The organism is Micromonospora sp. WMMA1976 (assembly GCF_027497335.1).
Taxonomy (GTDB): domain Bacteria; phylum Actinomycetota; class Actinomycetes; order Mycobacteriales; family Micromonosporaceae; genus Micromonospora; species Micromonospora aurantiaca.
Genome location: NZ_CP114912.1, coordinates 2,774,018 through 2,786,124, shown reverse-complemented (window position 1 = coordinate 2,786,124; position 12,107 = coordinate 2,774,018). Strand labels below are relative to the sequence as shown.

Here is a 12,107-nt window from a genome sequence, read left to right as displayed (position 1 = left end):
GCGCATGACACTCACCGTGCTGATGAACGCCGGGCCGTGGCTGTCCGTGCCGCCGCCGGGCTACGGCGGCATCGAGAACGTGATCGCCACGCTGGTGCCGGAACTGCGCCGGCTGGGCGTACGGGTGGTGCTGGCCTCGGTGGAGAGCAGCACGTTGCCGGTCGACGAACGGATCGCGGTCTTCCCGGACGGCCAGTTCCACGCGTTGCAGCGGCCGTACAACCAGGTCTGCGGCGTCTCCCAGGCGCACCTGTCCGAGGTGGTGCGGGCGCTGCACGCCCGCGACGACATCGACCTGGTGCACGACCACGTGGAGGCGGTCGGTCTGGCCACGCTCGCCGCGATGGGCCCGGACGCCCCGCCGGTGCTGCACACGCTGCACTGGGACCTCGCCAAGCACCCGGAGCTGTACGGCAACCTCGACGGCGGCGAACGGGTACGGGTCAACGGCGTGTCCGCCTCGCAGCTGGCCCGCGCGCCGGAGGCGCTGCGCGCGCACTCGGTGGGACACGTGCACCTGTCCACCCCGCTCGCCGTGGACGCGGACCGGCACGCGCCGGTGGCGAAGGGCGACCATGTGGTGATCCTCGGCCGGATCAACCCGGGCAAGGGGCAGGACCTGGGCGCCCGGCTGGCGCAGGAGACCGGCTTCCGGCTGGTCCTGGCCGGGCCGGTCGGCCCGTACCACCGCCCGGAGGATCTGGCCGCGGCCGGCGACGAGGCCCGGCAGAACCCGGACGTGCGTTTCTTCTACGACCACGTCGCGCCGCACGTGGACGGCGACCGGGTGCGCTGGGTCGGCACGGTCGCCGGCCGGGAGCGCGACGACCTGGTCGCCTCCGCGCGGGCGTCGCTGTTCCCACTGCGCTGGGAGGAGCCGGGTGGCACGGCGGTGGTCGAGTCGCTGTCACTCGGTACGCCGGTGGTGGCCATCTCCCGCGGCTGCCTGCCGGAGCTGATCGAGCACGGCCGCACCGGCCTGCTCACCGGCGACGAGCGGGAGCTGGGTGACCTGGTGCTCGCCTCCGACGGGCTGGAGCCGGCCGAGTGCCGGCGGGAGGCGGCCCGGCGGTTCACCCCGGCCCGGATGGCACAGCGGTACGTGGAGCTGTACGACCGGGTCCGGGCGGGCGCGACGAAGCCGCTGCAGCCCGCCTGATCCCTCGCGAGCACGTCCACCGGCCCGGCCGTCCCGCGCGGCCGGGCCGGCGTTTGCCCCCGCCGGCCGCGGGAAACCGGCGCTTCCCGCGGTGGCGAGGAGGCCGGCGTGACGAATTCGATGGCGCACTCCCGGGCGCGGCGCAACCCGGCCGACGGGCGGGCGCCGGTACGCCGGGTCGCCTCGGGGTTGGCCGTGCTCCTGCTGCTGCTCGGCGCGCTGGGTTTCGTGCCGGGCGTCACCAGCCACTTCGCGGATCTGCGCGTCGCCGGGCCGGGTTCCGGCGCCCGGCTGTTCGGTGTGTTCCAGGTCTCGGTGGTGCACAACCTGGTGCACCTGGTGCTGGGGGTGGCCGGGCTGGTGCTGGCCCGTACCGTCAGCGGCGCCCGCGCGTTCCTGGTCGGCGCCGGCGCGGTCTACCTGGCGCTGTGGCTCTACGGGCTGGCGGTCGACCGGCGCGACACGGCGAACGCGCTCGCGGTCAACCGGGCCGACTCGTGGCTGCACCTGCTGCTGGGCGCCGCCATGCTGGCGCTGGGGCTGCTCGCGTCGCGGCGCGGGGAGCGCCGCTGACCTGCGCCCCGGCGGCCCCGATGCCCGGTTTCGCCGGTCCGGGGCGCGGGTACGTCCGTAGTCCTCCGGCTGTGGACGGCGGCGACCGCCCCGGCCGGGCGGCCCTCCCCCGACGAGGGCGACCCTCCCCGACGAGAAGGAAACGAGGCGGCGATGGTGACCCGGATCAGGTGCGAGGTCCGCGACGAGTCGCCGGTCACTGTCGTACGGCTGGCCGGAGCGCTCGACCTGGGCACGATGCGCGCGGTGCACGAGGTGCTCGACAGCTGCCTCGCCGCGCAGCCGGACGCCCTGGTGGTCGACCTGGAGGAGATCGAGGTCGGCGAGCCGCTGGCGCTGTCCGTCTTCGCCGCCGCCGCCCGCCGGGCCGCCGACTGGCCGGCGGTGCCGATGGTGCTCGCCGCTCCCTGCGCCGAGACGGCAGCGTGGCTGAACGAGACCACCGCCTGCCGGGTGGTGCCGGTGCGCCGGGACTGCGCCGAGGCCACCGCGCTGGCCGGCGCGGATGCGGCACCCCGGCTGCGGGCCCGGCTGGAGCCGGTCGCCGGCGCCTGCCGGCGGGCCCGGGAGCTGGTCACCGAGGCGTGCGGCAGGTGGAACGTGCCGGAGCTGGCCGGCCCGGCATCGCTGGTGCTCAGCGAGCTGGTCGGCAACGTGGTGCGGCACGCCGGCACCCCGATGCAGGTGACGCTGACGCTGCGCCGGCCGTACCTGCGGGTGGCGGTGATGGACGGCAGCCCGGCCGACGCGCGCGCCGCGAGCAGCCGTGACCCGCGTGCCGAGGGCGGCCGCGGGCTGATGCTGGTCCGCGAGCTGACCCAGCGCTGGGGCAGCACGCCGGTCGGCGCCGGCAAGGTCGTCTGGGCCATGCTCCCGGCTAATTGACCGAATTCTCCGCTCTCGCCTGGTTACATGGGCAGAGGGCCGGGTACGCCCGCCCGTCCTGTCTGTCGTCACACGGGGTGAGAAGCCATGCCCAAGCGGGTAGTCACGGAACCGGCACGAGACCGGGGGCCCGCGATCCTCGCGCCGGCCCGGTTCGGGGGATTCCCCGGGCCCGTACGGGAGGCGGTGAAGGGCAACGCGCTGTGGCGGTTGCTGCGCACCACCGACGCCAAGCAGATCGGCCTGTTGTACCTGGTCACGTCGTTCGGATACTTCATCGTCGGCGGGATCCTGGCGTTGATCATCCGGGCGGAGCTGGCCCGGCCGGGGATGCAGATCGTCTCCCCGGAGCAGTACAACCAGATGTTCACCATGCACGGCACGGTGATGCTGCTGCTGTTCGCCACCCCGCTGTTCTTCGGGTTCGCCAACTACCTGGTGCCGCTGCAGATCGGCGCCGCCGACGTGGCGTTCCCCAGGCTGAACGCGTTCGCGTACTGGCTCTACTTCCTGGGCGCGCTGATGGTCGTGGGCGGGTTCGCCACCCCGGCCGGCGCGGCGGACTTCGGCTGGACCGCGTACACGCCGCTGAGCACCTCGCAGCACTCCCCCGGCGTCGGCGGAAACCTGTGGGTGGTCGGCCTGGCCGTGTCCGGCCTGGGCACGATCCTCGGCGCGGTCAACCTGATCACCACGATCGTGACGCTGCGCGCCCCGGGCATGACCATGTTCCGGATGCCGATCTTCACCTGGAACGCGCTGCTCACCAGCGTCCTGGTGATCTTCGTGTTCCCGCTGCTGGCGGCCGCGCTGATGGCGCTGGCCTCGGACCGGCTGCTGCACTCGCACGTGTACGACTCGACGACCGGCGGGCCGATGCTCTGGCAGCACCTGTTCTGGTTCTTCGGTCACCCCGAGGTGTACATCATCGCGCTGCCGTTCTTCGGCATCATCACCGAGATCATCCCGGTGTTCTCCCGCAAGCCGATCTTCGGCTACACCGGCCTGGTGCTCGCCACCATCGCCATCACGGTGCTGTCGATGACGGTCTGGGCGCACCACATGTTCGCCACCGGTCAGGTGCTGCTGCCGTTCTTCAGCATCCTGAGCTTCCTGATCGCGGTGCCGACCGGGGTGAAGTTCTTCAACTGGATCGGCACCATGTGGAAGGGACAGATCACGTTCGAGACGCCGATGCTGTTCGCCGTCGGCTTCCTGGTGACGTTCCTGCTCGGTGGCCTGACCGGGGTGCTGCTGGCCAGCCCGCCGGTGGACTGGCACGTCACCGACACCTACTTCGTGGTGGCGCACTTCCACTACGTGATGTTCGGGACGATCGTGTTCGCCGCGTTCGGCGGGCTCTACTTCTGGTTCCCGAAGATGACCGGGCGGCTGCTCGACGAGCGGCTCGGCAAGATGCACTTCTGGACCATGTTCATCGGATTCCACGCCACCTTCCTGGTGCAGCACTGGCTGGGCAACGAGGGCATGCCCCGCCGGTACGCCGACTACCTGCCCGGCGACGGCTTCACCACGCTGAACACGATCTCCAGCATCGGCTCGTTCGTCCTCGGCGCGTCCACCCTGTTCGTGATCTGGAACATCTGGAAGTCGTGGCGGTACGGCGCGATGGTCACCGTGGACGATCCTTGGGGCTTCGGCAACTCGCTGGAGTGGGCCACCACCTGCCCGCCGCCGCTGCGCAACTTCGACCGGATGCCGCGCATCCGCTCCGAGCGGCCCGCGTTCGACCTCAAGTACGGCCCGCTCGTGTCCGACCTGGGCCGGGACCTGCCGCAGCGCACCACGAAACCGCCGCAGAGCTTCAGCGAGGAGTTGCACCACGAGCGGCACGTGCCGGAGTCGCCATCGGCCGGCGGCGCGTACGGCGCGCGCGAGGCGGTGGACTACCAGCCCGCGCCGCAGTCCGGCGCCCGTCCGGTGGAGGTGCCGGAGCCGGAGGAGGTGCGCCGGCCCAGCTTCGAGGAGACCGACGAGCCCGAGGGCAGCGCGCTCAACGCCGAGCGCGACGAGCAGCCGAACGACAGGTGGCGGCACCCGCGCGGGCACGGGGACACCCCGGAGAACTGAGACATCGCAGGAGGGCCGGCGCCGTCGGGCGCCGGCCCGCTCGTCGTACGCCTCGCGCCGGCTCCCGTGGTGGGGGGCCGGCGCGGTACGTGCGGTGGGTCAGTCGGCGGCCGGCAGTCCGGCCGCGGCCAGCGATCGGCGCACCGCCGGCTGCACCCGGGTCAGCCGCAGCGGCACCCCGGTACGCGCGGCGGCCTCCCGGCCGGCCATCAGCGCGGCGATCCCGCCGGCGTCGAAGCCACCGGCACCCACCAGGTCGACCACCACCTCGCGGGGTTGCCCGGTGACCGCCTGGAGCACGGCCCGGCGCAACTGGTCCGCGCCGGCCCGGTCCACCTCGCCGCCGACCTCGACGACCACCCGGTCGCCGTTCTGCTTCACCGAGATCCGCGCCTTGCCCGGTTCGGCCTCGGCCGCGCCGTTCTGCCAGGGCGGCGGCGCCTCGGCCAGCATCGCCTGACGCAGCCAGGTCAGCGCCCGCGACAGCAGCCGGGACACGTGCATCTGCGAGATGCCGAACCGGGCGGCGATCTCCGCCTGGGTCTGGTTGCCGTAGAAGCGCATCGCCAGGATGCGGCGCTCCCGCCAGGGCAGCCGGTGCAGCAGGCCGCTGACGGTGACCCGGTCGTCGACGGACTCCAGCGCGTGGTCGGACTCACCGACCAGATCGCCGAACTCGGCCGAGCTCTCCCCGCCCACCGGCGCGTTCAGCGACGCCGGGCTGTAGCCGGCGGCCGACTCCAGCGCGGCGAGGATCTCCTCCTCCGGCGTCTCCAGCCGGGCGGACAGCTCGGCCACCGTGGGCGCGCGGGACAGCTCGCTGGTCAGCGTCGCCGTCGCCTGTCCCACCTCGAGGATCAGGTCCCGCAACCGGCGCGGCACGTGCACGCCCCAGGTGCGGTCGCGGAAGTGCCGTTTGATCTCGCCGACGATGGTGATGGCCGCGTACGCGGTGAACGAACCGCGTTCCGGGTCGTACCTGTCGACGGCGTTCACCAGGCCGAGACGGGCCACCTGTTCCAGGTCCTCCAGCGGCTCACCGCGCCCGCGGTAGCGGCGGGCGAGCCGGCCGGCGAACGGCAGGGCGAACCGGACCAGGTCGTCCCGCGCCTCCTGCCGCCGCTCCGGTGGCAGGCCCTCGATCCGGGCCGCGTACGCGAGCGCCGCCGCGTCCAGGTCCTCCAGACCCCGGTCGGTGGTCGGTGGTGTGGGTGTGGTGGTCTGTCCGAACATCCGCGCCCCCTCGCCGAAGAGCCCCCGCCCGGTCGGAACCGGTCGTGCGCGTGGTCGGACCACGCACCGGGTGAGGAAGTTGGGTTACGTGACGGATACGTCGAAAGCGGTGGCTGCCCGCCGCACGGCGTCGTGGGCCGTTTCGCGGCGAGCGGTCTTCCCGCTCCGTAGGTACTCAATCACGGACCGCAGGATCGCGAGGAAGTTTCGCCAGGTTGGCCGGCAGCCGGTCCCGGCGGCGGTTCAGGAGACCAGCAGGCCCTGGTGTGCGCCCGCGTCCCGCAGCGCGGTGAGGGCCTCGGCCATCCGCAGCGGCGGTGGTGCGGGCAGGTCGCAGGGCTGGTTGCGCAACACCTCCGTGGCACGTCGGGTGGGTACCGAGGCGACCGGGTAGCCGCGCGCGGCGCCCCGGTCGAGGGCCCGCCGCTTGCGCCCGAAGCCGGCCACCGCCAGCCACTGGGGCAGCCCCGCGGACGCGGGCGAGCGCAGGCCGGGCGGCTCGGGCAGCACATCCACCGAGGTGAACGGCTCGCTGCCGGCCAGCCACCACTCGACGCCGGCGACCCGCCGCGCGGTGGCGTTCTCGCACCAGTACGGCACCAGGCCGGCCCGCAGCACCTGCGCCGGGTCGAGCAGCCGGCCGCACTCCACCACCAGCCGGTTGCCGGTCTTGCCGGCCCGTCGCAGCCAGCGCCGGTACAGGTCGGCGGTCACCGCGCTCAGCGCGTCCGGCTGCGGCACGACCACCCGGTGCAGCGGATGCCCGTACCGGTCGCCGAGACAGCGGGCGTCGTGCTCGAAACCGGACTCCACGCCGTGTTCGGCGAACGCGCCCGCCACCGTGACCTCCGGCGCCGCCCAGCGCGTCTCGTCGCCGCCGGCGGCGCGCAGCACCTGGCCGAGCGCGCGGGCGTCCGGGTGGAAGTCGACCGGGTCGAGGCCGCCGGCCGGGCAGCCGGCCTGGAAGCTGTGCCCGTCGCCGCCGTCGCGGACCGGCCAGGTGCGGGCGTCGTGCAGCAGCAGCACCGGCGCGGCCGGTTCCAGCCGGTCGGCCAGGAAGCGCGCGTACGCCTCCGGCAGGGTGCGCCAGCGCACCGCGAACGTCACCGCCGCGCCGGCCACCGCGCCCCGGCTGGCCGGGCAGTGCACCTGGCGGACGTGCACGCGCGGGTTGCCGTCGAGCAGCCGGGCGGCCAGCGTGGCGCCGTGCGCGTACGCGGCGTCGGGGCGGTCCACCGCCCCCCGGGCCCATTGCCCGGCCAGTTCGAACCCGGCCGGGAGCCAGGGCACGCCGAGCGCCGCCGCGAGGTGGACGGCGGCGCCGTGCGGCGACCCGAGCACCACGCCGGGGAAGCGCCGCTCCGGGTACTGATCGGCGAACCATCCGGCGACCCGCTCGGCGTCCACGGCGGCGATCTGGCCGGCGGTGAGCGCCGCCCGCCCGGCGGCCCGGAGGGTGGCGGCGCGGCGTACCGGCTCGGGCGCGCCGGTGAGGCGGGACAGCGCGCCCGGGTGGCCGAGGTCGCCGCAGTCGTCGCCGCGCAGCGCCCGGGCGGTCGCGGCGACCAGGATCCGGGCTGCACTGCCGGCCGCCACCACCCGCTCCACGGGCAGGCCCGCGCCGCCGGCCCGTTCGACTCGTTCGCTCACCACGCGGCCCGGCTTCCCGTCCCTCTGGGGTCTAAACGGGGCATCTCCCCACGGGTCAGGACCAAGGCCCGCCCGGTACCGGCACCGCCCGCCACACCCAGGTACGCCGTCGCGCCGCGTGCCCGCCGTCGCGGGCGGGTTTGGGCCGGACCGGGACGGGCACTGCACGGCGCATGCCCGACGACGAGAGCACCCCGGCGGCGACCATCACCCCGTACCGGGACGGACCCCTGCTGGTACGCGGCGACTTCGCGCTCGTCACGCCCGAGGGCAAGCCGATCGAGACGCGCCGGGGCACGGTGGCGCTGTGCCGGTGCGGTAAGAGCGCGATCAAGCCGTTCTGCGACGGCACGCACAAGGTGGCCGGTTTCCGGGCCGGCAGCGACCGCTCACCCTGACCCCCGCGCCCCTTCCCCCGCGATCTTGCACTTTGCGACCCGGCAAACGTAGCGAAACGGGCATCCTGAGGGCCCGAACTGCAAGATCGCGAGGGGCGGGGCGGGGCGGGGCGGGGCGGGTCAGGCTGCGGCCAGGGTCTCGGCTCGCGGGCGCAGGGACGACTCGCCGGCGGACCAGGCGGTGAGCAGGTGCGCGGCGAACAGGGCGTCCAGCGCCAGCGCGGCGGCGGCCCCGAACAGGACGTCGGACGCGAGCGCCGGCTCCGCCCGGACCAGCCCGCCGCACATGTCGTACGCGGCGATCTGCTCGTGCACGGCGTCGGCCTCGACGTGCTCGTCGTAGAAGCGCGTGGCGACCGCGTCGAAGCCGAGCCGGCGCAGTCCGTTGCCGTAGCGGCGGTTCGGCAGCGACGAGGTCATCTCGTACGCGGCCAGGTGCCCCAGCAGCGCGCCGCGCAGCCGTCGGTGCAGGCCGAACAGCGACATCAGGTTGTTCGTCGCCAGCGTCACCGCCGGCACCCGGTCCAGGTGGGCGGCGTAGCCGGTGTCCAGGCCGAGCCGGTCCATCGTGGTGCGGAACAGCTCGGCGTGCATCAGGTCCAGCCGGCCGTTGCCGTACTCGTCGGTCTGGATCTCCACGAGCGCCGCCTTCGCCGGGCCGCCGAGCCGGGGCAGCGCCCAGCTGTGCGGGTCGGCCTCGCGCAGGTGGTAGATCGAACGGTGGACGACGAACTCGCGGAACCGGTCGAGATCCGCGCGGCGTTGCAGCGTGGCGGCCAGCGGCGGGCCGTCGTCGGCCGCCACCAAATCGGCCAGTGCACCAGGCACGCCGGCCGGCAGCACCGCCGGCGGCGGGCCGGCCAGCTCCCGCAGCGCCGCCTCGAACGGCCGCTCGGCGCGGACGCGCAGCGCCAGCAGCGACGGCTCCCACTCCCACGCCTCGTCCACGCCGGCCCAGCCCCGGTAGTGCAGCTCGTAGCAGAGGAACAGAGTGAGCTGGAGGTCGTCGTCGGTCAGCGGCGCGGCCAGCGCGCCGAACCCCGCGCCCAGCCCGCCCGGCAGCTCGCGCGGAGCGCCGCGCAGCGCGGCCAGCAGCGCGGCGGAGACCGGCCCGCGCGCCGCGGGCAGCGGAGCGGGGCCGTAACGGCTGTCGGCGGCGACGGACATGGTGACCTCCCGGGACGGTTGCGCCCGGTCGCAGTGCCCCGCCCCGATGCCGCTAAACGACTTCGTCGGCCGCGATGGCCTCGGTCTGGATCACCCGCTCCCGCACCCGGCGGGCCGCGTCCCCGTCGGCCACCAGGCCGCGCAGGTCGGCCAGCGCCGGTTCGGGCGCGTCCAGCGGCACGGCCGGGTCCACCACCGCCTCCAGGACGGCGGGCCGGTCGGCCGCCAGCACCTCGTCCCAGGCGGGTCCGACCAGGTCCGGCCGGTCCACCCGGACGCCGTGCAGCCCGAGCAGGCGGGCCCACCCGGCGTACGGCACCTCGGGCCCCCGCTCCCCCGGTGACCGGCCGCCGCCGACGCCGGACTGGTCCCTGTTGTTCAGCACCAGCACGATCAGCCGCGGATCGCGCCACCGCGTCCAGTGGTGCGCCACAGTGATCAGCTCGGCCAGGCCGTTGAGCTGCATCGCGCCGTCACCGAGCAGCGCGAGCACCGGCTCGTCCGGGCGGGCCAGCTTGGCCGCCACCGCGTACGGCAGGGCGCAGCCCATCGAGCCGAGCGTGCCGCACAGCCGGGCCTGCACCCCCGGCGGCAGTTCCAGGTGCCGGGCGTACCAGTAGACGACCGAACCGACGTCGACGGCGACGCCGGCGTGCCGGGGCAGCCGGGTGGACAGCTCACGCAGCACGAGCCGCGGGTCGACCGGATCGGCGGGCGTGGCGGCGCGTTCGGCGGCGGCCTCACGCCACCGGTCCACCATCTTCTCCACCATGCCGCGCCACTCGCGGTGGGGATTCTCCGACACCCGGGCCAGCAGCGCCCGCAGCGTCTCGGCGGCGTCGCCGACCAGCGGCACGTCCACCGGGTAGCGGGTGCCGATGCGCCGGCCGTCGATGTCGATCTGGATGGTGCGTACCTGGCCCGGCATCGGGAACCAGTCGGTCCACGGATCGTTGGTGCCGATCATCAGCAGCGTGTCGCAGGAGCCCATGAGCTGCGCGGCGGCGGTGGTGCCGACCTCGCCGAGCACGCCGGTGTGGAACGGCAGCCGCTCGTCGAGCACCGGCTTGCCCAGCAGCGACGTGGCCACGCCCGCGCCGAGCCGGTCGGCGAGCGCGACGATCTCCTCGGCCGCGCCGTGCGCGCCCTGGCCGACGAGCATCGCCACCCGCCGCCCGTTGCCGAGCAGCGAGGCGGCGGCGTCCAGGTCGGCGTCGTGCGGCAGCACCCGGGCCAGCGGCTCGCCGGGCGTCGCGGTGACCACCCCGGCGGTCTGCGGCAGCAGGTCCGGTACGGCGGTGACCTGCAACGCGCGCGGCAGCACCACGCAGGTCGGGCTGCGGGTCGCCGCAGCGGTACGGAACGCCTGGTCGAGCAGCGCGGGCACCTGTTCCGGGCTGCGGCCGTAGCGGACGAACTGGTTGCACACGTCGCCGAAGAGGCGGCTCAACCCGATCTCCTCGTGCGCGCCGCCGAGCGGGCCGGTGACGTCCTCGCCGATGATCGCGACCACCGGCTTGCTGTCGAGCTTGGCGTCGTAGAGCCCGTTGAGCAGGTGCACCGCGCTCGGACCCTGGGTCGCCAGGCACACCCCGACGCCGCCGGTGAACTTCGCGTGCCCGGTGGCCATGTACGAGGCGGTCTCCTCGTGCCGGGCGGGGACGAAGACCGGATCCCCGCCCGCGTCGTCGAGCGCGCCCACCAGCGGGGCGATCGCCGCGCCCGGACAGCCGAACACCCGCGGCACCCGCCAGGCCCGCAGGCGTTCGACCACCAGGTCGGCGACGATGCGCTCAGCCATTACCCCGCCCCGGCGTGCTCGCGTCGACGTAGCGCAGCACCGCGCCGACCCCGTCGGTCAGCTCCGGCGCCTCCTCGGGCGCGAGCACCGTCAGGTCCGCGTCGGTACCGATCAGCGCGCGCAACAGTGCCGCGTCGGCGCGTACCCGCTGGGGGTCGGCCACCGACATGCCGGCCAGCTGCCCCGGGTCGGTGGCGATCTCGGTCGGCTCGGGGCCCACCCACAGCTCGCCGTCGGCCGACGGGTCGTCCACGATGAGCATGGTGTCGACCTGGTTGCGTTGCAGCGCGGAGACCACGGCGTCGAGCCCGGCGCCGACGTCCTCCTGGACGCCGAAGCGGTCCAGCGCGGCGGCGATCCGCCGGTCGGCGACCTCGGCGACGGTCTGCACGGTGATGTCGTCCATCAGCGTGTCGTCGGCGCCCACGTCGCGGGCACCCGCGTCGGTGCGCACCAGCACGTCCTGCCAGCGGGCGGGGAGCTGGGCGGCGATCATGCCGGTGGCCCGGACGTCCCCGGCCACCACGACGACGTCCGCGCCGACGCGCTCGGCCAGGTCGGCGGTGGCCGCGGCGGCGTCACCGGCGTTCTGGTGCCACGCCTCCATCGCGGCGCGCTGGTAGCGGGACTGCGACCAGCCGCCCGGCTGCACCCGGCGCAGCTGGCGGCTCTGCCCGCCCTGCACCTGGGCCCGCCGGGGCACCCCGCCGGCGCTGACCGCCATCGCGTCCGCGCCGGTACGGTCGGCCAGCACCCGCACCCAGGCCACCTGCTCGCCCCGCTGGGCCACGAGCGGCATGGTGTGCGGCAGCGCCGACCAGCTCGCCAGGTCACGCAGCGGCGGTGCGGACAGGTACTCGGTGAGCACCACGCGGCCCCGGCTGGCGAACACGGCGATGCCGTAGTCGCCGGGCATCGGCTGGTGCCGGCGGACGACCTCCTCCACCGCCTCGACGGTGACCGGGTCGGCGCCCTGCCCCAGCAGGTCGCCCTTGAGGGCCCGCCAGCGCAGGTCGACCTGCGCTCGCGCGTCCTGGGTGTCGCGGGAGGCGTCCATGTACACCGAGCACCACGGCCCGGGACGGTCGTAGAGCGGGCGCAGGAAGGACAGCTGCATGCTCGACCCCTTTCCGGCTCGGCCGCACGCATA

At 74.7% G+C, this 12,107-nt stretch carries 10 protein-coding genes; 5 read left to right on the top strand and 5 right to left on the bottom strand.

Features of this window, described 5'->3' with window-relative positions; all coding sequences use genetic code 11:
- The first annotated feature begins 4 nt into the window (after positions 1-4).
- From O7546_RS12815 to ctaD, 4 genes are all read left to right on the top strand, one after another.
- Positions 5-1,159: a glycosyltransferase gene (locus O7546_RS12815; protein WP_281600961.1), complete on the top strand. Its 1,155-nt coding sequence runs from the start codon at positions 5-7 to the stop codon at positions 1,157-1,159.
- A 120-nt stretch (positions 1,160-1,279) separates the two neighbouring features.
- Positions 1,280-1,732 (top strand): DUF4383 domain-containing protein, encoded by a 453-nt coding sequence (locus tag O7546_RS12810; RefSeq protein ID WP_228532438.1) that lies wholly within the window; start codon positions 1,280-1,282, stop codon positions 1,730-1,732.
- Positions 1,733-1,885: 153 nt separating this feature from the next.
- Positions 1,886-2,617, top strand: coding sequence for an ATP-binding protein (locus O7546_RS12805; protein ID WP_194801646.1), 732 nt, complete (start codon positions 1,886-1,888; stop codon positions 2,615-2,617).
- Between the two features lie 87 nt (positions 2,618-2,704).
- Positions 2,705-4,708, top strand: a complete 2,004-nt coding sequence (ctaD, locus tag O7546_RS12800) for a cytochrome c oxidase subunit I (RefSeq protein ID WP_194801647.1) — start codon at positions 2,705-2,707, stop codon at positions 4,706-4,708.
- Positions 4,709-4,807: 99 nt separating this feature from the next.
- Here ctaD and O7546_RS12795 read toward each other — a convergent pair whose 3' ends face one another.
- A complete protein-coding gene (locus O7546_RS12795; protein WP_194801648.1) occupies positions 4,808-5,941 on the bottom strand; it encodes a SigB/SigF/SigG family RNA polymerase sigma factor in 1,134 nt (377 codons plus the stop codon).
- Between the two features lie 243 nt (positions 5,942-6,184).
- Positions 6,185-7,594: a hypothetical protein gene (locus O7546_RS12790; protein ID WP_194801649.1), complete on the bottom strand. Its 1,410-nt coding sequence runs from the start codon at positions 7,592-7,594 to the stop codon at positions 6,185-6,187.
- A gap of 170 nt (positions 7,595-7,764) precedes the next feature.
- Between O7546_RS12790 and O7546_RS12785 the strand changes: the two genes are divergently transcribed.
- Complete coding sequence (locus O7546_RS12785) at positions 7,765-7,989, top strand: CDGSH iron-sulfur domain-containing protein (protein WP_194801650.1); 225 nt, start codon at positions 7,765-7,767, stop codon at positions 7,987-7,989.
- Between the two features lie 120 nt (positions 7,990-8,109).
- Here O7546_RS12785 and O7546_RS12780 read toward each other — a convergent pair whose 3' ends face one another.
- From O7546_RS12780 to O7546_RS12770, 3 genes are read right to left on the bottom strand one after another with little or no spacing between them, the layout of a single operon-like run.
- A complete protein-coding gene (locus O7546_RS12780) occupies positions 8,110-9,156 on the bottom strand; it encodes an iron-containing redox enzyme family protein (RefSeq protein WP_269696865.1) in 1,047 nt (348 codons plus the stop codon).
- A 52-nt stretch (positions 9,157-9,208) separates the two neighbouring features.
- Positions 9,209-10,957 carry a thiamine pyrophosphate-binding protein gene (locus O7546_RS12775; protein ID WP_194801652.1) on the bottom strand — a complete coding sequence of 583 codons (1,749 nt, stop codon included), beginning with the start codon at positions 10,955-10,957 and terminating at the stop codon, positions 9,209-9,211.
- The gene (locus O7546_RS12770) at positions 10,950-12,074 is read right to left on the bottom strand and encodes a Vms1/Ankzf1 family peptidyl-tRNA hydrolase (protein ID WP_135239893.1); all 1,125 of its coding nucleotides are present in this window, start codon (positions 12,072-12,074) and stop codon (positions 10,950-10,952) included. The genes O7546_RS12775 and O7546_RS12770 overlap by 8 nt, the downstream gene beginning before the upstream one ends.
- Positions 12,075-12,107: the final 33 nt, after the last annotated feature.